At 56.7% G+C, this 21,786-nt stretch carries 19 protein-coding genes; 6 read left to right on the top strand and 13 right to left on the bottom strand.

Going from position 1 to position 21,786, the window contains the following annotated elements:
- From BSU04_RS12415 to BSU04_RS12340, 13 genes are all read right to left on the bottom strand, one after another.
- Positions 1-880 (bottom strand): hypothetical protein (locus tag BSU04_RS12415; protein ID WP_373452825.1); only part of this gene is annotated, 880 nt, incomplete at its 3' end.
- A gap of 189 nt (positions 881-1,069) precedes the next feature.
- Positions 1,070-2,179, bottom strand: coding sequence for a DUF6708 domain-containing protein (locus BSU04_RS12405; RefSeq protein WP_144021210.1), 1,110 nt, complete (start codon positions 2,177-2,179; stop codon positions 1,070-1,072).
- Between the two features lie 7 nt (positions 2,180-2,186).
- Complete coding sequence (locus BSU04_RS47060) at positions 2,187-2,372, bottom strand: hypothetical protein (RefSeq protein WP_089160882.1); 186 nt, start codon at positions 2,370-2,372, stop codon at positions 2,187-2,189.
- Positions 2,369-3,478: a DUF6708 domain-containing protein gene (locus BSU04_RS12395; RefSeq protein WP_144021209.1), complete on the bottom strand. Its 1,110-nt coding sequence runs from the start codon at positions 3,476-3,478 to the stop codon at positions 2,369-2,371. Before BSU04_RS12395 ends, BSU04_RS47060 begins: the two co-directional genes overlap by 4 nt.
- Before the next feature lie 189 nt (positions 3,479-3,667).
- Entirely contained in the window at positions 3,668-4,777 is a 1,110-nt protein-coding gene (locus tag BSU04_RS12385) for a DUF6708 domain-containing protein (protein WP_144021208.1), read from the bottom strand.
- Positions 4,778-4,966: 189 nt separating this feature from the next.
- Complete coding sequence (locus BSU04_RS12375; RefSeq protein ID WP_144021207.1) at positions 4,967-5,746, bottom strand: DUF6708 domain-containing protein; 780 nt, start codon at positions 5,744-5,746, stop codon at positions 4,967-4,969.
- 337 nt (positions 5,747-6,083) lie between these two features.
- A complete protein-coding gene (locus tag BSU04_RS12370; protein WP_089160876.1) occupies positions 6,084-6,269 on the bottom strand; it encodes a hypothetical protein in 186 nt (61 codons plus the stop codon).
- Positions 6,266-7,375 (bottom strand): DUF6708 domain-containing protein, encoded by a 1,110-nt coding sequence (locus tag BSU04_RS12365; RefSeq protein WP_144021206.1) that lies wholly within the window; start codon positions 7,373-7,375, stop codon positions 6,266-6,268. Before BSU04_RS12365 ends, BSU04_RS12370 begins: the two co-directional genes overlap by 4 nt.
- 7 nt (positions 7,376-7,382) lie before the next feature.
- Entirely contained in the window at positions 7,383-7,568 is a 186-nt protein-coding gene (locus tag BSU04_RS12360; RefSeq protein ID WP_089160874.1) for a hypothetical protein, read from the bottom strand.
- Positions 7,565-8,386, bottom strand: a complete 822-nt coding sequence (locus tag BSU04_RS12355; protein ID WP_144021205.1) for a DUF6708 domain-containing protein — start codon at positions 8,384-8,386, stop codon at positions 7,565-7,567. Before BSU04_RS12355 ends, BSU04_RS12360 begins: the two co-directional genes overlap by 4 nt.
- 295 nt (positions 8,387-8,681) lie before the next feature.
- Positions 8,682-11,603: a T6SS effector BTH_I2691 family protein gene (locus tag BSU04_RS12350; protein ID WP_306427189.1), complete on the bottom strand. Its 2,922-nt coding sequence runs from the start codon at positions 11,601-11,603 to the stop codon at positions 8,682-8,684.
- The gene (locus tag BSU04_RS12345; protein WP_089160871.1) at positions 11,600-12,538 is read right to left on the bottom strand and encodes a DUF4123 domain-containing protein; all 939 of its coding nucleotides are present in this window, start codon (positions 12,536-12,538) and stop codon (positions 11,600-11,602) included. Before BSU04_RS12345 ends, BSU04_RS12350 begins: the two co-directional genes overlap by 4 nt.
- Positions 12,531-14,876 carry a type VI secretion system Vgr family protein gene (locus BSU04_RS12340; RefSeq protein WP_089160870.1) on the bottom strand — a complete coding sequence of 782 codons (2,346 nt, stop codon included), beginning with the start codon at positions 14,874-14,876 and terminating at the stop codon, positions 12,531-12,533. The genes BSU04_RS12345 and BSU04_RS12340 overlap by 8 nt, the downstream gene beginning before the upstream one ends.
- Before the next feature lie 241 nt (positions 14,877-15,117).
- Between BSU04_RS12340 and tssB the strand changes: the two genes are divergently transcribed.
- The 6 genes from tssB (at position 15,118) to BSU04_RS12310 (ending at position 21,710) form a co-directional block, all read left to right on the top strand.
- Positions 15,118-15,621, top strand: a complete 504-nt coding sequence (tssB, locus tag BSU04_RS12335; RefSeq protein WP_089160888.1) for a type VI secretion system contractile sheath small subunit — start codon at positions 15,118-15,120, stop codon at positions 15,619-15,621.
- A 51-nt stretch (positions 15,622-15,672) separates the two neighbouring features.
- Positions 15,673-17,238 (top strand): type VI secretion system contractile sheath large subunit, encoded by a 1,566-nt coding sequence (tssC, locus tag BSU04_RS12330; protein ID WP_089160869.1) that lies wholly within the window; start codon positions 15,673-15,675, stop codon positions 17,236-17,238.
- Positions 17,239-17,349: 111 nt separating this feature from the next.
- Positions 17,350-18,696, top strand: coding sequence for a type VI secretion system baseplate subunit TssK (gene tssK, locus BSU04_RS12325; protein WP_089160868.1), 1,347 nt, complete (start codon positions 17,350-17,352; stop codon positions 18,694-18,696).
- On the top strand, positions 18,693-19,373 hold the full coding sequence (locus BSU04_RS12320; RefSeq protein WP_089160867.1) for a DotU family type IV/VI secretion system protein: 681 nt from the start codon (positions 18,693-18,695) through the stop codon (positions 19,371-19,373). Before tssK ends, BSU04_RS12320 begins: the two co-directional genes overlap by 4 nt.
- Before the next feature lie 11 nt (positions 19,374-19,384).
- Positions 19,385-21,208 (top strand): OmpA family protein, encoded by a 1,824-nt coding sequence (locus BSU04_RS12315; RefSeq protein ID WP_256982584.1) that lies wholly within the window; start codon positions 19,385-19,387, stop codon positions 21,206-21,208.
- Between the two features lie 16 nt (positions 21,209-21,224).
- Complete coding sequence (locus BSU04_RS12310) at positions 21,225-21,710, top strand: Hcp family type VI secretion system effector (RefSeq protein ID WP_031360009.1); 486 nt, start codon at positions 21,225-21,227, stop codon at positions 21,708-21,710.
- Positions 21,711-21,786 lie beyond the last annotated feature (76 nt).

The following is a 21,786-nucleotide window of genomic DNA, read 5'->3' as shown; positions in this document are numbered from 1 at the left end:
CCCAGCCGAGCAGCATGCAAAAAAGACTCGCGAACACAAGGCCGTAACCGCCGGTTTCACCTGGGCGACGCCAATCGATGTTGCGAGCGAGATCGAGAAAACCGAAGAAGCGCACGATGTCTCGAAACACCGTTCGGTGTTCGAGATAGGTTGCGCACGATGGAAGATGCGCGGGGCCCGCCTCCATGAACTGGCGCACGTATTCGTACTGGCTAATCGCCTGCTGTTCATTCAGCGATGTTTGTCCAAGGCTCGCAATGCGCGGGTATTTGCCGTCGAACTTGACGTCACCTTCTGCATCGAGATCAACAAGCAATACCGAGCGGAACGTATTGATGTTGCTGTTGGCCGGCGTTATGCCTTGAGAGACTGGCGTCAAGCGATTCCAGTCAAGCTCGATCGGCGAACGCGTGCCGACAAACATCCACACCTTACGGCGAACACGGTCGAAGCGAAGCAGCGCGTCCGTGTAGCCGAAGAAGTCGGTTAGGAAGACGTTGAGAAACGCTATGCCCAAGGGGAGTGCGATCAACAGATCGGCCAGAAAAACAATGCCTTTCTCGACCGGTCCAGAATATGGAGGTTTGGCATCGAAGTACGTCGGTGTTATCACAAGCAGCACGAACAGCATTGCGCATAATCCGCAAAGACCCGCCAGCCCCATCATTCCCTTGAACGTATTCGCGCCTCGCCCGATCTCCAGTGTTGTCCCGTTCATCCGGTAGACGAGTGCATCGCCATTGGGCGCTGTCCCCGTGGTAGCGCGTACCGATCCGAGACCGCGCCACTGCCTGACCGCACGGTCTAGCGGACCATACGCACTGGCCTCGCGTATGCGGCGCGCCCACCAGCCCATTTTTTTTACTTCCGTGGTATTCATGGCGAACTTAAAACCCTGGCGCAAAAGAAGGATCTGGCACGAAGCCTCGCTTGACTTGCGCCGCTGCGTTGCTTTCGGGGATCACGAAATCAGGCCGGCCCGCCTGATCCGGGGAATAGCCTAGGTCGATTGTGGCAGTCGAATAAACCCGTGCATCGACGCGCACGACCTTGCTCTTTTTGCGGGGTGTCATTTGATAAACCATGAGGCAAACCATGCGTACACCGCAAAGGCACATCCCACCCATAGCACGATGAACGGCACTTCTTTAAACACGATCCGCAAGCGCTCCGACGTCGCCCCCTTCGGCGGACGCATCGCGCCACCGTCCTTCGCATAATCATCAATGTCCTTGGGCCATTTTGGTATCCGGTTGCACCGGTACGCGATATAGCTTGCCAAGTTAAACGGCAGAATTCCCCAGCCGAGCAGCATGCAAAAAAGACTCGCGAACACAAGGCCGTAACCACCGGTTTCCCCCGGACGGCGCCAATCGATGTTGCGAGCGAGATCGAGAAAACCGAAGAAGCGCACGATGTCTCGAAACACCGTTCGGTGTTCGAGATAGGTTGCGCACGATGGAAGATGCGCGGGGCCTATCTCCATAAACTGACGCACGTATTCGTACTGGCTAATCGCTTGCGCTTCGTTCAGCGAAGTCTGTCCGAGACTCGCAATGCGCGGGTATTTGCCGTCGAACTTCACGTCACCCTCTGCATCGAGATCAACAAGCAATACCGAGCGGAACGTATTGATGTTGCTGTTGGCAGGCGTAATGCCTTGAGAGACCGGCGTCAAGCGATCCCAGTCAAGCTCGATCGGCGAACGCGTGCCGACAAACATCCACACCTTACGGCGAACACGGTCGAATCGAAGGAGTGCGTCTGTGTTGCCGAAGAAGTCGGTTAGGAAAATGGTGAGGAAGAAAAGAGAAAACGGAATGCATCCCGCTATATCAAATGCAAGAACGACTATGACATTAATCCAGTCCTTTCGAGAGACTGCATATCCGATGAAATCGGGGGAGGCGACGATTAGAGCATACGCAAAAACGATAAATCCACTGAGGCCAGCTAAGCCTATCATTCCCTTGAACGTATTCGCACCTTGCCCGATCTCCAGTGTTGTCGCATTCATCCGGTAGACAAGTGCATCCCCATTCGGCACCGTTCCCGTGCCATTACGTACCGATCCGAGACTGCGCCACTGCCTGACCGCACGGTCTAGTGGACCATAAGCACTGACCTTTCGAACACGGCGCGCCCACCAACCCATTTTTCTCACTTCCGTGGTATTCATGGCGGCCTTAAAACCCTGCTATCAGAGAACGTTCTGGCACGAAGCCTCGCTTAACTTGCGTCGCTGCTTTGCTCTCGGGAATAACAAAATCAAGTCGACTCGCCTGATCCGGGTAATAGCGCAGGTCGATTGTGGCGGTCGAATAAACCCGTGCATCGACGTGCAAGGCATTGCTCTTTTTGCGGGGCGTCATTTGATAAACCATGAGGCGACCCACGCGTACACCGCAAAGGCACATCCCACCCACAACAGAATGAACGGCACTTCCTTGAGTACGATCCGCATACGCCCGGACGCCGCGCCCACGGGCCTGGTCATCTCACCGCCATCATTGGAATACGCTTCGATCGCCGCGGGCCACTTCGGCACGCGATTACATCGATACGCTATATAGGTAGCAAGATCGAACGGCAGGAACGCCCAGCCGAGCAGCATGCAAAAAAGACTCGCGAACACAAGACCGTAACCACCGGTTTCCCCCGGACGGCGCCAATCGATGTTGCGAGCGAGATCGAGAAAACCAAAGAAGCGCACGATGTCTCGAAACACCGTCCGGTGTTCGAGGTAGGTTGCGCACGATGGAAGATGCGCGGGGCCGAGCTCCATGAACTGGCGCACGTACTCGTACTGGCTAATCGCCTGCTGTTCATTCAGCGATGTTTGTCCGACGCTCGCGATGCGCGGGTATTTGCCGTCGAACTTCACGTCACCCTCTGCATCGAGATCAACAAGCAATACCGAGCGGAACGTATTGATGTTGCTGTTGGCAGGCGTGATGCCTTGAGAGACTGGCGTCAACCGATTCCAGTCAAGTTCGATAGGCGAACGCGTGCCAACAAACATCCATACCTTACGACGAACACGGTCGAATCGAAGGAGTGCGTCCGTGTAGCCGAAGAAGTCGGTTAGGAAAATGGTGAGAAAGAGCAGGCCCATCGGGAGAAATACGATGACATCAGCAGCAAGTGTGAAGATTAAAAGGCCCCAATAACGCTCTGAAGTCGCAAAGCTTATGAAATCCGGCGACATAATCAACAGTGCGAAAAACATTGCAAGAGCACCGACGAGGCCAGCTAGCCCCATCATTCCCTTGAACGTATTCGCGCCCTGGCCGATCTCCAATGTTGTCGCATTCATCCGGTAGACGAGTGCATCCCCATTGGGCACAGCTCCTGTGCCAGTGCGTACCGATCCGAGATCGCGCCACTGCCTGACCGCGCGGTCTAGCGGACCATACGCACTGACCTTGCGTGCGCGGCGGGCCCACCAGCCCAATTTTTTTAATCCCGTGGTATTCATGGCGGACTTAAAACCCTGGCGCAAAAGAAGGATCTGGCACGAAGCCTCGCTTGACTTGCGCCGCTGCGTTGCTTTCGGGGATGACAAAATCAGGTCGGCTCGCCTGATCCGGGCAATAACGCAGGTCGATTGTGGCGGTCGAATAAACCCGTGCGCCGACGCGTAAGGTATTGCTGTTTTTGCGGGACGTCATTTGATAAACCACGACGCGGCCCATCCGTACACCGCAAAGGCACATCCCACCCACAACAGAATGAACGGCACCTCCTTGAGCACGATCCGCAAGCGCTCCGATGCTGCCCCCTTCGGTGGACGCATCGCGCCACCGTCCTTCGCATAATCATCAATGTCCTTGGGCCATTTTGGTATCCGGTTGCACCGGTACGCGATATAGCTTGCCAAGTTAAACGGCAGGATTCCCCAGCCGAGCAGCATGCAAAAAAGATTCGCGAACACAAGGCCGTAACCACCGGTTTCCCCCGGGCGGCGCCAATCGATGTTGCGAGCGAGATCGAGAAAACCGAAGAAGCGCACGATGTCTCGAAACACCGTTCGGTGTTCGAGATAGGTTGCGCACGATGGAAGATGCGCGGGGCCGAGATCCATGAACTGGCGCACGTACTCGTACTGGCTAATCGCCTGCTGTTCATTCAGCGATGTTTGTCCGAGGCTCGCGATGCGCGGGTATTTGCCGTCGAACTTCACGTCACCCTCTGCATCGAGATCAACAAGCAATACCGAGCGGAACGTATTGATGTTGCTGTTGGCAGGCGTGATGCCTTGAGAGACTGGCGTCAACCGATTCCAGTCAAGTTCGATAGGCGAACGAGTGCCAACAAACATCCACACCTTGCGGCGAACCCGGTCGAAACGGAGCAGCGCATCCGTGTAGCCGAAGAAGTCGGTTAGGAAGATGGTGAGGAAGAGTGGGCCCAACGGAAATAATATAAAAATATCAAGGAAAATTATAAAAAAAAGGGAACCCCAGTAATGACGTGGAACCGCAAAAGTGATGGCTTCGGGCGTCATGATGAATAGCACGAATATCGCCGTAAGAGCTGCCCCGAGGCCAGCCAGCCCCATCATTCCCTTGAACGTATTCGCGCCTTGCCCGATCTCCAGTGTTGTCGCGTTCATCCGGTAGACGAGCGCATTTCCATTGGGCGCTGTCCCCGTGCTAGTAAGTACCGAACCAAGGTCACGCCACTGCCTGACTGCACGGTCTAGCGGACCATACGCACTGGCCTTGCGTATGCGGCGCGCCCACCAGCCCATTTTTTTTACTTCCGTGGTATTCATGGCGAACTTAAAACCCTGGCATTAGGGAAAATTCCGGCACCAAGCCTCGCTTGACTTGCGTCGCTGCGTTGCGTTTGGGGATGACGAAATCAGGCCGGCTCACCTGATCCGGGTAATAACGCAGGTCGATTGTGGCGGTCGAATAAACCCGTGCTTCGACACGCAAGACCTTGCTCGTTTTGTGAGGCTTCATTTGATGAACCATGAGGCAAACCACGCGTACACGGCGAATGCACATCCCACCCACAGTAGGATGAACGGCGCTTCCTTGAGTACGATTCGCATGCGCCCGGACGCCGCGCCTACGGGCGTGGTCATCTCACCGCCATCATTGGAATACGCTTCGATCGCCGCGGGCCACTTCGGCACGCGATTACATCGATACGCTATGTAGGTAGCGATGTCGAACGGAAGAAACGCCCAGCCAAGTAGTACGCAAAGAATGCTTGCCAGCAAGAGAAGGCCGCCTCCGGTCTCGCTCGGCCGGCGCCAGTCAATCTTGCGGGCAAGGTCCAGACAGCCGAAGAAGCGCACGATGTCCCGAAACACCGTTCGGTGTTCGAGGTAGGTTGCGCACGATGGAAGATGCGCAGGGCCGAACTCCATGAACTGGCGCACGTACTCGTACTGGCTGATCGCCTGCTGTTCATTAAGCGATGTTTGTCCGAGGCTCGCGATGCGCGGGTACTTGCCGTCGAACTTCACGTCACCCTCTGCATCGAGATCGACAAGCAACACCGAGCGGAACGTATTGATGTTGCTATTGGCCGGCGTGATTCCTTGCGCGACTGGCGTCAAGCGATCCCAGTCAAGTTCGATCGGCGAACGCGTGCCGACAAACATCCATACCTTACGGCGAACACGGTCGAAGCGAAGCAGCGCGTCCGTGTAGCCGAAGAAGTCGGTTAGGAAGATGGTGAGGAATAGCAGTCCTAATGGTAAGAATACGATGACATCAAGGAAAATCATCCAAACTAAGGAACCCCAGTAACGACGTGGAACCGCAAAAGCGATGACTTCTGGTGTCATGATAAATAACGCAAACATAACCATAAGGGTCCCGCCAAGACCAGCTAAGCCCATCATTCCCTTGAACGTGTTCGCACCTTGCCCGATCTCCAATGTTGTCGCATTCATCCGGTAGACGAGTGCATCGCCATTCGGCACAGTTCCGGTGCCAGCGCGTACCGATCCAAGACCGCGCCACTGCCTAACTGCACGGTCAAGCGGCCCGTAAGCACTGGCCTTTCGTATATGCCGCGCCCACCAACCCAATTTTTTTACTTCCGTTGTATTCATGGCGAGCTTAAAACCCCGGCATTAGGGAAACTTCCGGCACGAAGCCTCGCTTAACCTGCGTCGCCGCGTTGCGTTCGGGGATGACGAAATCCGGCCGGCACGCCTGATCTGGGTAATAGCGCAGCTCGATTGTGGCGGTTGAATAAACCCATCCATCGACGCGCAAGGTATTGCTCTTTTTGCGGGGCGTCATTTGATAAACCATGAGGCGACCCACGCGTACACCGCAAAGGCACATCCCACCCACAGTAGAATGAACGGCACTTCCTTGAGTACGATCCGCATACGCCCGGACGCCGCGCCCACGGGCGTGGTCATTTCACCGCCGTCTTTGGCATATGCTTCGATCTTCGCGGGCCACTTCGGCACGCGATTACATCGATACGCTATGTAGGTAGCAAGATCGAACGGCAGGAACGCCCAGCCAAGCAGCATGCAAAGAATGCTTGCCAGCACGAGAAGGCCGCCTCCGGTCTCGCCCGGGCGGCGCCAATCGATGTTGCGAGCGAGATCGAGAAAACCAAAGAAGCGCACGATGTCCCGAAACACCGTTCGGTGTTCCAGGTAGGTCTCGCACGAAGGAAGATGCGTGGGGCCAAGCTCCATGAACTGACGCACGTACTCGTATTGGCTAATCGCTTGCTGTTCATTCAACGATGTTTGTCCGATGCTCGCAATGCGGGGGTACTTGCCGTCGAACTTGACGTCGCCCTCCGCATCGAGATCGACTAGCAATACCGAGCGGAACGTATTGACGTTGCTGTTGGCAGGCGTGATGCCCTGAGAGACTGGCGTCAAGCGATCCCAGTCAAGTTCGATCGGTGAACGCGTGCCAACAAACATCCATACCTTACGGCGAACGCGGTCGAAGCGAAGCAGCGCGTCCGTGTAGCCGAAGAAATCCGTCAGGAAGATGGTGAGGAAGAGTAGGCCCATCGGGAAAAATATGACGACATCAAGGAAGATTGTCCAAGTAAGAAGTCCCCATGACCGTTCAGAAGTAGCAAAGCTGATGAAGTCTGGCGACATGATGAATAAAGCAAAGAACGCCGCGAGAGCCCCTCCAAGGCCAGCTAGCCCGATCATCCCCTTGAACGTGTGCGCCCCTTGACCGATCTCCAGTGTCGTCGCGTTCATCCCGTAGACGAGTGCATCGCCATTGGGCGCTGTCCCCGTGCTAGTACGTACAGAACCAAGACCACGCCACTGCCTAACCGCACGGTCAAGGGGGCCGTAAGCACTGGCCTTCCGTATATGCCGCGCCCACCAGCCAATTTTTTTTACTTTCGTGACATTCATGGCGAACTCAAAACCCTGGCATCAGCGAAACTTCCGGCACGAAGCCTCTCTTGACTTTCGTCGCTGCGCTGCTCTCGGGGATGACGAAATCGGGCCTGCTCGCCTGATCCGATGAATAGCGCAGGTCGATTGTGGCAGTCGAATAAACCCACGCATCGACGCGCACGACCTTGCTCTTTTTGCGGGCCGTCATTTGATGAACCAAGAGGCAAACCACGCGTACACGGCGAACGCACATCCCACCCACAGCAAAATGAAGGGCACTTCCTTGAGCACGATCCGCAAGCGCTCCGACGCCGCCCCCTCCGGTGGACGCATCTCGCCACCGTCCTTCGCATAATCATCAATGCCCTTGGGCCATTTCGGTATCCGGTTGCACCGGTACGCGACGTAGCTCGCCAAGTTAAACGGCAGGATTCCCCAGCCGAGCAGCATGCAAAAAAGACTCGCGAACACAAGGCCGTAACCACCGGTTTCCCCCGGTCGGCGCCAATCGATGTTGCGAGCGAGATCGAGAAAACCGAAGAAGCGCACGATGTCTCGAAACACCGTTCGGTGTTCGAGATAGGTTGCGCACGATGGAAGATGCGCGGGGCCGAGCTCCATGAACTGGCGCACGTATTCGTACTGGCTAATCGCCTGCTGTTCATTCAGCGATGTTTGTCCAAGGCTCGCAATGCGCGGGTATTTGCCGTCGAACTTGACGTCGCCTTCTGCATCGAGATCAACAAGCAATACCGAGCGGAACGTATTAATGTTGCTGTTGGCAGGCGTGATGCCTTGAGACACAGGCGTCAAGCGATCCCAGTCAAGCTCGATCGGCGAACGCGTGCCGACAAACATCCATACCTTACGGCGAACACGGTCGAAACGAAGCAGTGCATCCGTGTAGCCGAAGAAGTCGGTTAGGAAAATAGTGAGAAATAGCAGGCCTAACGGTAGGAATACGATGACATCAGCAGCGAGTGTGAAGATTAAAAGGCCCCAATAACGCTCTGGAATTGCGAACATTACGGATTCAGGAGACATGACTAACAGAGCAAAAAACATGGCAAGAGTCCCACCAAGGCCCGCCAGCCCAATCATTCCCTTGAATGTGTTCGCACCTTGCCCAATCTCCAACGTTGTCGCGTTCATCCGGTAGACGAGTGCATCTCCATTGGGCGCTGTCCCCGTGCTCGTGCGTACCGATCCCAGACCACGCCACTGCCTGACCGCACGGTCTAGCCGACCATACGCACCGGCCTTGCGTATGCGACGCGCCCACCAGTTCATTCTTTTTACTTCCGTGGTATTCATAGCGGCCTTAAAACCCAAGTATCAGAGAAACTTCTGGCACGAAGCCTCGCTTAACTTGCGTCGCTGCGTTGCTCTCGGGAATAACAAAATCAGGTCGGCTCGTCTGATCCGGGTAATAGCGCAGGTCTATTGTCGCGGTTGAATAAACCCATCCATCGACGCGCAAAATACCGCTGTACACGAATCCGTCTGTCGAGTTTCCCGTGAGTCGCGGCACCTGTTCCCAGTAGAAATCCAGTTTCGTCCGGGGAGCGGAGGACGCGGCCCGGAACTCCTGCACATGAGGATCTATCAGGCCGGAAATGGTATTGGGACGTGGCCGCACTTCTTCGTCGAATATCTTTTTACTGACTGTGTCTCCAGCGATCGAAATAGCACATTTGATAACGCTCGACGCAGACGCGCCTGGCAATGTCAGCTTGAAAGTGATCGTGTCAAACCCTGCCATGCCTACCGAACCAGCCATCGACAGCGGCACACTGGCCCAGTTCGTTTCCAGTTGATACGCGTACATGACGTCTTTAAGCGCCTTCATTTCGTCCGTGGCGTTGTAACGCACTTGCGTGGCAGTGCCGTAATAGCCTCGGATCAGCCAGGTTTGCAACGCCGAGTGCGTTGCTTTCAATGCGACCCACGCCAGTCGGATGCCAATTCCTATAAAGATGACTCCTGCCAAGATCCAACCCCAGACCGGCAGAAACTCCGCAGCGGCGACGCCAATTGAGGCGAGTCCGGCTAACCAACCAGTAAACGCTCCCGCAGCGGAGCCGGCGGCGAGAGCACCGCCCAGTGAAAACCCCGCAGCCATGAAAAATCCGATGGCGGAGAACATGTATGAATATGCAGCCTCTTTGTTTCCGACTGAAATCCGTTCGCGATATTTCATAAGCATCTGAATGCCTTCTGCGATCGTCGAAAACGCGGCAAACAGCCCGCCAAAGAACGCCACTGTCGCAAACGATATCTTCCCAAGCGTAAGCAGCCCCTTCTCCATCCCCATCGCGGTCAGTTCGCTGATTGCCCCCGACACTGCCAGCACGCCCGACATCAACCCCGCATACGCGTCGGGCGTAACAGCCGACCCCGGTTGTGTCATGCCGCTAACCACATTAGTCAAACTCGCGCATGCCAGCACGAACCCCACCCACGGCAACCCCGTCTTTGCCGCCTTGACCAACGTAGCAAACGGATTGGCCGTTTCCGTCAGCGCCGGCGCAGCAAGGGCCAGATGTCCCGCAGGCAATTTCTCTTGCTCGGCCGCCGGCAGCCACAGACCCAACACTGTCTTCTTCACGCTTGTCTGTTCGCTCATGACCTGCGCGACGCCGTCGGCACTTGCCACATACACCGTGCGCCCCGTCTTCGCCTCCGCCTGAACCACTCTGAGCGCACTCGCTTTGGGTGGCCCGAATACAGCTTCATACGCCTTCGCCATCACATCCTGCGTGCGTGTCACGATCATCCTGTTGCCGGTGATGACGGTGTTCGTAGTCGCCGTCACAATGACCAGCAAATACGTTCCGGCCGACTTGAACACCTCCGGCTTGACTTTCGCCAGACGGGCAAGCTGCGAGGATGCAGCCACTGACACCACTCCCATCGCTGCCGTTGGCGGGTTTTTCTCACGCCACTTCTTGAACTCTTCGTGCGCCGCCATCAATCCCCTGACCGTATCGTTCATCTTGTCGACACGACCAATGTCGGGCAACTTCTGACCGAGCAGGTAGTCACCCAACTTCGGAGCTGAACCGACCAGCGCCGCCCACAGTGGCGTATGTGGATCAGCAGGGCTCGCAGCAAACCACCTGTCCCATAAATCCAGTTCGCTCTCCGTCTTGCCCATGCCGTGCACGCAGGCGGCAAGCGCTTCCTGACGCTCACGTGCTGACTGTGCATCCTTCGAATCAAAGTCATGCCAGCGATAGTCCGACTCCCACGCTGCATTCCATTTCGCAACATCCTCCGACAACACATTGATCCGTGCGTCTTGCGTGTCCGTTTCTTTCTTGTAGGCCTTCTGGTCTTTGTCCAGTTTGTCCCAGTCATAAAGCGGCTTGTGCTTGCTGTTCCATAGCGCGGTTTGGCCGGCTTTATCGAACGCTTTCTGGAACCCTAGAATTGCGTCGCCGACAAAGCGCTCGCGCGCGTGCTTCTTCTGGTACTGAACCAGTTGTCCTGTTGTGAAGTTGCGTAGCGCGTTCAGATCGGCGGTGATACCCAGCGGATCAAACAGCGCCAGCACAATGCCGTGTCCGTTCGCTTTCTGTGCGATATCGGTCATTCGAGCTTGCATTGCGCTTGCCTGATCCTGCCGCGCGTTGAGCGGCGTGCGAAGGTTGGCCGTTGTTTTGGTCCACCGATCCGCAGGGTAGAAATCCGCGACCTGCGCGCTAATATTCGCCTGGGTCGCAGGCAAAGCATGCTTGACGGCTTTGCCTGCCAGTGCTGCGCTCACGTCCACCTTCTGCATGCGCGGCTCGGGTGTACTTTCAAACGCCTTCAACACGCTTGCACTCCACCTATATCGACTAAACGCCATCCACACGTGCGGCACATACTTGGGCGACGGAATTGCGATGGTTTGAGCGGCCACATCCTCCTTTTTCAATTTGCAGGTCGCGTCAAGTGGCTTGACGGTGGGCGTCTGCGGTACTTGGGCAGGATTGTCGTAAATGTTCATGCACGCATCGGGGCCGACTTCGTAGACCACCCACCGGCTAGGGCGCACTCCCTTGGTCGGATAAAGGACGTACACAAACCCCCGGTCAAGCTGACGCAGGATGTACTTCGAGCCGCTCAACGTCTTGTCGGTCACGTGCTCGCCCAACGATGAAGGCAATGCACCAGCGTTGGCCGGATCAACATCCGCCACTGCGTAACGCACGGGCAGTATTGCTAATCCTTCTTTCATGCAGTTCGGACAACTCATTTGACTTTCCCAAGCGTTGTCTTTTCCATGTCCGTAGCAATGCGGTCCCACATTGATCCCTCGACAGCACTTGCCCAACCGGCGAACGACTCGGCGTTGCGCTTTAGCGCGGATAAGCGGGCAGCGATTTCGGGGTGCGTATCGAAAGCTGTATGACAGCGCACCGACACCAACCCGAACGCAACCATGTCAGGCGTATCGGTCCACCCATGCAGTTGTTGGGCACGAGCGAGGACCGCGTCGATTGTGGCAGTGTGCGTAGGATCAATTTCTGATTCCGATAGCACACGATTCACTGCTTCTATGCGCGCCACGCCATCGCGCTGCTGCTGCGTCATGAACCAGACCGGCGCCGGCGTTTCCATTTCGCAATCGGGCGCAAATATGTCCAGGTCGATGCTCGGATTAACATAGGCCCATGAACGGAGAACCGGAAGGCCATTGAAAAATTGCGCCGATCGCAACAGCCGGCGCAGATGCGACACGACACGTGGATCGTAATAACGAAAGAGCAGTCTCTGCGTTTCGCTCAGTATCAACGTCGCCTTTTGGGTTAATGCGTTCGCGAGCGGTTCCGGCTCTCCGGTGAACGACAGCCAGGCGCAAATGCTCCTTGCTCCGTCCACTTGTGTCCGTCCCAAAGCTTCGGCATGGGCAACCTCAAGCGATCTTTCGCGCAACTCTACACACATTGGACCGGAAGACATCCTCAGCAGATAGGGCCTTGCATCGACTGGCACCTTGTCTTCCGGAACACTCAGAACAAATGTCTGCTTCGCCAGGCTCCGGCGCAGGTCGTGGAAAGGATCGCCCAGCGCGGGGTCGACAAAAATGACATGACTCAGCGCATCATCGGATGTTAGTTTCTGAAGCTCCCGATCCATCAGGGCGAACTTGTCGTCGGGAAAGCGCGCGGACAAGAGGTCGTCAGGCAAACGCGCCTCCGGTGCTCGCAACGCGCTTCAAAGCCGACATGCAGGAAAGCAAGTCGAACGACGCGGATAAGCCAGCCACACTGCCTGGCCCAACTTTTTGCAGTGTTATGCAGTTAAGCTTTACGTCGCCGGGGCAAGATAGCTCGATATTTCCGCCTTGGAGCTTAATTTCCGCGCCACCGCAGCGCAGCGTCAAACTGTCCTTCGCACTAACTTCAACGTTACCGTTCGACGCGCTCACCCTGATGTTTTCAGCTGCGGTGCATTCGATGTTTCCGTGCTGCGCCTGGATCTCGTTGTTACCCTGTGCGGCGATCAGCTTCATGCCGCCTTCATTGGCGAACAGCGACACGACCTGACCCGCAGCGATGGTGACATTCTCGATCGCGCCGGCGTCGATACTGCCGCCTGCAGTCAACGTCACGTTTTTTCCCGCACTGTGCTGCACAGACTCCGGCGTGGCCAGAGCGATTCCAGCGGGCGCCGCGATCAACACTGCGGAGGCTCGCAATTCCTTAAACGTTGCGTCCTTTAGCGTCTCCTGCGCCTTGATATCGGCGAGTTGCGCCTGTGCGGTCCTCACCATTTCCGCCAGCACTTTCATCTGCGTCAGCGCACTTTCAAGCACTGCTTCGGCCTGCTGCATCTCAAGCTGTTGCCCGGAGGCTTTAGGCTGATCGTAAGCGGAAATATAAAGTCCCTTTCCTGACCGAATCGCTCCATGGGCCGAAGTCCGTAACTCGAATCCAGCACCACGCTTCTGCCGTTTGTTATTGACCATATGACCGAGCGTCAGCTGGCTCTTGCCAGAATGCTCGGTACTGATTTTGATGTGCTCTTCGCCCTCCCAATCCTCCATCCGAACCTTGTTGTTCGACTGAGTGCGGATGACGTTGCGCGAAAGCCAGCGATCCTGATTCGTGATGAGATCGGTCGCCTGGCTATGGTGATGGGCGTGCGCTATGTACGGTTTATCAGGGTTCCCATCAATAAATGCAATTCCCACCTCCGTCCCATCGATCAGCGGGAAGTGAAAGCCCGTTTGCAATGCGCCCGCGAACGGTTTGGCGAGCCGCAAGGGCACGCTTTCGCCGCCCGGATTCCATGTCGCGAAGTCGCAATCGAAGCGCGCGGAATAGCGGCCTTCAGACGTCATATAAGCGTATTTATACTTGCCCGGTGAGGTAATACGCGCCGTCAGCGTGCCGGCAATTTTGGGCCATGTGTTCTCGCGAAGCTGCAAGCGCAAGCGTCGCTCCGATGGAATCGCTTTGTAGCGGTTGTAATACGAACGTTGCCGTCCGCCGCTGTGCGTGACTTCACTGATGACCTGCCCATTCGGCGCATCAGGTAACACTTCGTCCATGCGTAAGATGCGGCCCGGCGTCAGCTCCAAAATGTTGCTTTTGCCTTCGTAGACCACCTGCCACGCAATCGCCGCTTCATGGCGCAACTGCGCTTCCCACCGCGCGCCTTCCTGATCCAGGTGATGCGTGCCATAGATGTAGGGCTGCCCGCTGGTCGTGGTGTCTTTTTCAGAAATATTGGATTCGGCTTTATATCTCTCCCACGCCTTGTCCGGGTTGTAATCGGCGACCAGAAACGACTGCGGCACAACCGACACATGCGTCTTGAGTTCCGACACCGCCAACTCATCGCTGGTCATCCCCGACATCTCGCGATACAACACCTTGAGTTCCGGCTCATAGATGTAGTGATCGATGTCATCAGCGAACACCACCACGTCGCCGAACTCGCCCTCGATGATGTAGGAGTAGATCCCGGCCTTCTCCATGAGCATTCGGATGTACTGCAAGTCGGACTGGCCGTACTGGAAACGAAAGTCATGCTGGGGATATTCGCGGCGCAGCCTGAAATCGAACTGATGCCCAAGAAAGCCGCGCGCACGCATCATCGCTTCGATGATTTCAGGGGTGCTTTTGCGTTGGAAGATGCGCGTGGACGGTCCGTCGTCCAATCGCCGGATGTGCGGCACGACTGTAATCTTGTAGCTGCTGAAGTCGTCAGTTGTCTTGAGCTTGCTGAAGTGCAGGATGTACCCGCAGAAATTACGCGTAGCAAGGCCGTCACCGTAGTCGATGGTGAATGTAGCATCGCGGCCGACGTAATCGGCGCGATCAAGGGCGTCGGGGTGGGTCAGCGTAACGCGAACGAGGTAAGGCTCGCAGATTGCCACACGCGCCCTGAACGTCTCGACGGATAGACCCTCGGCGCTGGCGGTGCCTGGCACAGTCAGCCGACAGGCTTGTCGCCCCGTGACAAGTTTGGCGGGCAGGCGTTGCCCTCCAGCTTTCTGAAAATCGTCCTGCATCAACATTGGCCCTCAATCGTCTCTCGGAACTTCGCTCATTGTGCGAAGTCTTGTGCATGGTCGTACTAAATGTTTCTTAACCGAGCACAATAGCCGATGGCCAAATATTTGCAAATGGCACGATGCGTTAATGATGAAGAAGCCGTTGATTCGGAATTATCCTATTCCGAGTTTTTTTGGGACGCGATACCGTTTTCGCGAGATTGGTTGTGCCGACCACGAGAAGACCGAAAAATGGAGAAGCAAGATGGCCGAAAGTTTTCAAAATGAAGTGCCTAAAGCACGCGTCAATATCAAGCTGGACCTTCACACAGGTGGGGCATCGAAGAAGGTTGAACTGCCTCTGAAGTTGCTGGTGATGGGCGATTACAGCAACGGCCAGAACACCCTGGCGCTCGGCGAGCGGAAGAAGGTGTCGGTCAATAAAAATAACTTCAATTCGGTTTTAGCCGACCTGAACCCGAAAGCAAAAATCTCGGTTGAAAACACATTGGCCGACGACGGCAGTGAGCTTCCCGTCGATCTGGATTTCAAATCAATGGACGACTTTCGCCCAGAGCAGGTTGCCGCTCGCGTACCCGAACTTCGCACGTTGATGTCAGCGCGCAATCTCTTGCGCGACCTCAAATCAAATCTTCTGGATAACGCCACGTTCCGCCGTGAACTCGAAAAAATATTGTTAGACCCGACAATGTCTGCCAGCTTGCGCACTGAGCTTCAAGGCATCGCTGAATCCGCGCCATCGGCCTAGTCGTCCGCTGCGTCGTCAGTCTAATAACCCGTTTTATCGAGAAGACACATCATGGCAAAAAACGAATCCCGCATCCACGAGGCTGCGGCGGAAACGCTCGTCCTGGATAAACCCACCGCCACTACGGCAATCGTTGAAGAGAACGTATACGCGAATCTCTTTAACAAGATCAATTTGAATACGGTTGCGTCCGCTCGCTCGGTTGCGTCCTTTCACAACCCCGATTCCCTTTCCGAGTCGTCGGCTGACGAACGCGTGACGCAAGCGCTGCGCGTGTTCCTCGATATGATCGCCGAATCGTCCCAACACGTGGACCGTCTGGACAAGAGTCTGATCGACCAGCATATGGCGAGCATCGATCACAAGATCAGCAAACAGCTCGACGCGATCATGCACAACGAGACGTTCCAGCAGATCGAGTCGGCATGGCGTGGTCTCAAGTTCCTCGTCGATGGCACGGACTTCCGTAAGAACGTCAAGATCGAAGTGCTGGATGTATCGAAAGACGCGTTGCGTGAGGACTTCGAAGACACGCCGGAAATCATCCAAAGCGGCCTGTATCTTCACACTTACATCCAGGAATACGACCCCCCGGGCGGCGAGCCAATCGGCTCCGTGATTTCGAACTATGAGTTCGACCGTAGCCCGCAGGACATCGCATTGCTCCGTAACATTTCAAAGGTCTCGGCTGCAGCTCACATGCCGTTTATCGGCTCGGTCGCGCCGAAGTTCTTCGGCAAGGAGTCGATGGAAGAAGTCGCAAGCATTCGTGACATCGGCAATTACTTTGATCGCGCTGAATATCTGAAGTGGAAGAGCTTCCGGGAATCGGATGACGCCCGCTATATCGGCCTGACATTGCCGCGTTTCCTCGTGCGGTTGCCCTACGGTCCGCACACGGTGCCGGTGCGCGCATTCAATTACACGGAAGCGGTCAAGGGACCAGATCACAACCGTTATCTTTGGGCGAACGCTTCGTTCGCGTTCGCCGCAAACATGGTGGATAGCTTCATCAAGAACGGCTGGTGCGTCCAGATTCGCGGTCCGCAAGCAGGTGGTCTGGTTGCTGATTTGCCGATTCACTTGTATGACCTCGGAACGGGCAATCAGGCGAAGATCCCGACAGAAGTGTTGATTCCGGAAACGCGCGAATTCGAGTTCGCCAATCTCGGTTTTATTCCGCTGTCGTATTACAAGAACCACGATCACGCGTGTTTCTTCTCGGCGCACTCGGCACAAAAGCCGGCGATCTATGACACGAAGGATGCGACCGCGAATAGCCGCGTGAATGCACGCCTGCCGTACATTTTCCTGCTCTCGCGCATTGCGCACTACCTGAAGCTGATCCAGCGCGAGAACATTGGCACGACCAAAGACCGGCGCGTGCTCGAACTCGAACTGAATACCTGGATCAAGACGCTCGTCACCGAAATGACCGATCCAGGCGATTCGCTGCAAGCGTCGCATCCGCTGCGCGAGGCGAAGGTGACGGTCGAGGACATTGAAGACAATCCGGGTTTCTTCCGCGTGAAGCTCTTCATCGTTCCGCACTTCCAGATTGAAGGCATGGATCTGAATCTGTCGCTGGTCTCGCAGATGCCCAAGGCGAAAAGCTGAATTGTTGAGCGTTTGCTCACGGTTTAGAAAGAAAACAACACCATCATCAAAGTAAGTCACGCTGCACGGCAATCGTCGTGCAGCGTATTTCTGCGCGCACAAAAAGAACGAATGAAAATAACCAGACCGCTGTGGGCCAAGGGTGTGTTCATGACGCCCCAGCATTTCCAGCAACAGGCGATGTGGAATCAATTCGCCGACGAACGCACGGCGAGAATGATCAGCGCCGATCCATGGGGCTTAAGCCGCGTCGTATTCGACCAGCAGGCGCTGGGCGTCAACCGGCTGCAACTCAACGCAATCGATGTGCGGTTACCGGATGGTACGTTTATCGATTCGGAGACGGCGGATCGCTTGCCGGTTCCGCGACAACTGGGCGATATATCGACCACGGTCGACGGCTTCGTCGTGTCGATCGCGCTACCCCTGATCGATGCACAAGGCGGCAATTGCATCGAGGAAGGCGAGCGTCACGCGCGGCCGCGCCGATTCGTGCGCGAGTATTTGAACGTCGCCGATATCAACGGCGAAGGTCATGAAGAACTGAGCGTGGAGCGACACGCACTCGCATTGCTCTTTGACTTCGAAGCGCCGGACAGTTATGTCACGTGCCCGATCGGGCGTCTGCTGCGCAACACGCAGGGAGTGTTTGAGTTTGATCCAGCCTTCGTGCCGCCGTGTTTGTTTCTGTCGGCGAACGAGCGGTTAATGGAGCGCATGAAGCGTTTGTCCGAGATCCTCAGCGCGAAAAGCGCGAGTCTCGCGGTGCGCCGTCGAGAACGTTCGGATCAGATCGCCGACTATGCGGTGTCCGACGTCTCGCTTTTCTGGCTGCTTCACAGCGTGAACAGCACCTGGCCGGACCTCGCGAGGCTGTGCGCCGCACCGCAACAGCATCCAGAGCGGCTCTATGGTGTGCTGGCGCGTCTCGCAGGCTCTCTGCTGACGTTCTCCACCACCGAGACACTGCAAGCCATTCCAGCCTACGATCACCTTGCGCCCGAACCGATGTTCGCGGAACTGGAATCGCTCATCCGCGTGCTGCTCGATACCGTCATTCCGTCCCGTGTCGTGCCCATCACGCTGGAACGTCCGAAACACACGATGTGGGCGGGCAAGATCAACGACGAACGCTTGACCGTTGGCGCAGACTATTACCTGTCCGTCCAGTCGTCGCTGCCGGCGCACGCGTTGCTCGAACAGTTGCCGCGATTGTGCAAGGCGGGTGCGCCCGATGAGGTCGAGCAGATCGTTAACTCCGCGATGCCTGGCATCCCGTTGCGCACGATGTCGCGCTTGCCGGCCGCGATTCCGGTTCGTATCGAAAGCCAGTATTTTGCGCTCGACAGCGCTCACCCCGCGTTCAAGCGGATGATCGCGGCCCATGCGTGCCAGTTCTATGTGCCGTCGTCTATCCCCGATGTCGTCCTTGAACTCTACGCGGTCCTGCCGACATGAACACCGTGACCGACACAAGCGCTTCTCCCGCGAAGTACACCGCGTTGTTACCCAACGCCTTTCGCGATACGGCTTTTTCCGTCGCGAACCTGGCTGATGACGCGACACCAATTGCCTTCGTGTCGTTTCGCGAACAGTGCGTCGCGCAGGTCGACGCATTGGCACGCGAACTCAGAGCAGCAGGTCATCTTCCCGATGTGGTGCGAGATGCAACCTACGCTCAATGCGCGTTGCTGGACGAAACGGCGCTTGCCCATTTAAAGGGAGCTGAGCGCGACCAATGGGAACGCGAACCGCTTCAAGTACAGGAATTCAAAAGCAACGACGCTGGTTACGAACTCATCGACAAGATCCAGCAGCGGCTTGCGGAACCACGACCTAAGCTTGCGCTGTTGCACATGTTTAATACCGTGCTAGCACTCGGCTTCAAGGGCAAGTTCGCCATGAGCGGCGCGGATGTGCGCCTGGAACTCATGCGCGCGCTCGACCAGCGCATCGGTCAATCGGTTGGCGTGGATACGTCGGGTACGGTGCTGCTCACGCAGAAATCTTCCCGCCGCTGGAACGTGAACGTGTCGCCGCTTGGCTGGGTGATGGGCGCGCTTATCGTCGCGGGACTGGTGTATCTGGCGCTTGGGGCGTGGCTCACCGCGTCGATTGCGCGTATTCCGGTTTGACGGGACCTATCGTGACGCATCCCGTGACGCATCCCGTGACCCATTCGGTGATCCATTCGCCTACCGGATATCCGTATCGATCAATCTTTGCATGGGTAGCGACGCTCGCCCTCGTGTGGCTGGTGCTGTGTTCGCCATGGTCGATCGGCTGGAATGTATTCGCGGGCGTACTCATTGTGCTGAGTGCCACGGCAGCGATCGTCGTCGCGACGCGGCGCGTGATTGCACGCGTGGGTGCAACGCAGCAAGTTTTGCGCAAGATCGACGGTGCGCTAAGTGGTCTGCCCGCGGATATCAAGCGCAATACGCCGCTTGTGCTGGTGGTCGGGACAACCAGCACGCTTGTCGCCAGCGCCTTCGATAGGGAGTCAGGTCAGGAAGCCATCCGCGTCACCGGGACGGCGATCTGGGTACGCGTGGGTGATCCGAGCCGCCTCGCGCACTTTGCTGATTCGCTCAAACGCTGGCGCGACGGTCAGGGACCTGATGCGGTTGCGTATCTGGTCGATGCAGACGCTGCAAATGATCAGGCCACGTTGATTGGCGGCCTTCGGCGCTGGCGCTCTGCAATCGATGAAGCCGGCCGCGCGGTCGGTTATCCGTTGCCGGTTTGCGTCGCGGTGTATGCGAATGAACTGCGTCCTACCGCCGACGAGTGTCCGTGGTTCGGAATGTCAGGCACAAGTAGCGTTGAGGCAATGGCGCTGCCGGACCTGATCGCGACACGCCTTGCTCACTACGCAGGCATGGCGATTCCCGATGAGCGCGAAGCTCGCGCTCATCGGGCCGCCCGGCTGGATATCGTGACGTGTTGGGCCGTGGCGGCCATTTTGCCCGCGCTTTCTGACGATCAACGATCAACGCGTGCTGTGCAGGTTCACGCGTTTGGGGTGATCGCAGTCGAGGGTCAACCGGCTGCAGATTCGCTCCTCGCACAATACGGCTTCGATCGAACCGGGCTCGCGTTGCCTGCCAATACGAACGGGATCGCGAACGGGATCGCGAACGGGATCGCGAACGGGAGAGCCGACGCGAGCGCCGGTCACCCGCTGCCCGAACCGCTTATCCGGGGCATTGCGACCCAGCAAGCGCATCGCGCGTTGCCCCGCGCACTCGCCCACGGATTTGTTGCGCTCGTCGCGCTGTTTTGCGCGGCTGCTGCGGCTTCTGCGTGGCAGAACCAGAACCTGGTCGAGCGCGTGAGCAACGACATGGAACGGTATCGGGCGATCGCACCGTCGATGGACGCCGCGCGTGTCGATGCGCTCAACCTCGTCAAGCGAGATCGCGAGCAATTGAGCACGTATGCAAGCAATGGCGTTCCTCCAAGGCTCGGCCTGGGCTTCTATCGTGCGGCACCGTTGCTGCCTGTAGCCAATACGTTGATTGCCGGTTATCAGCCGCCAGAGTCACCGGCATCGATGATCGAACTCAACAGCCTGTCTCTCTTCAAAAGCGGCAGCGCCGTGCTCAATCCCGGCTCGAACCGCGCGCTGGTCGGCGCGCTCGAATTGATCAAAGCGCATCCGGCGAAGCGCGTGTTGATTGCCGGTCATACGGACTCCGTGGGCGACCCGCGAAGCAACCGGTCCCTCTCCGAAGCGCGAGCTGGCTCGGTGCGTGACTGGCTCGCCGACGCATCCGGTATCTCACCCACACGATTCGCTATCCAAGGCTATGGCGACACCCGCCCTAAAGCCAGCAACGAAACAGAGGCGGGGCGCGCTGCGAACCGTCGCGTCGAAATTACGCTCGTTCCGGACTGTCGTGACGATCGTAAGAACGGGACATCTCCCGAGGGCCATGAAGGCAATGTGGCCTGCTCATTTAATTAGAAGAGGAAACAAGAAAATGGCAATTCCGTCATACATGTGGATCAAGGACGATGGCGGCGCGGACGTCAAGGGTTCCGTTACCGTTACTGGCCGTGAAGGCAGCGTTGAAGTGGTTGCGTTCGATCACGGTATCCACATTCCGACCGATGGCAACACCGGCAAGCTGACCGGCACGCGTGTGCACAGCGCCGTCACGTTCACGAAGGAAACGGACGCGTCGACGCCGTACCTTTACAAAGCTGTGACGAGCGGTCAGACGCTCAAGTCGATCGAGATCAAGTGGTACAAGATCGATGACGCCGGTAAGGAAAAAGAGTACTTCAACACGAAGCTCGATAACGTGAAAGTGGTGAGCGTGAAGCCCAAGATGCACGACATCAAGGACCCATCGTACGAGAAGCATAACCATCTGGAAAACGTTGAGCTTCGCTACGAAAAGATCACGTGGGCGTACAAGGACGGCAACATCATCCACGCCGATAGCTGGAACGAACGCTCGTAAGCGTGTTTCGTTAGCCGGTGACGGACGGCAGCCATTGTCGTCCTGAACCGTTTCGTTCGCACGAGCCTCTCTCGCA

The organism is Caballeronia sordidicola (assembly GCF_002220365.1).
Taxonomy (GTDB): Bacteria; Pseudomonadota; Gammaproteobacteria; order Burkholderiales; family Burkholderiaceae; genus Caballeronia; species Caballeronia sordidicola_C.
This window is presented reverse-complemented; position numbering and strand designations above follow the sequence as displayed.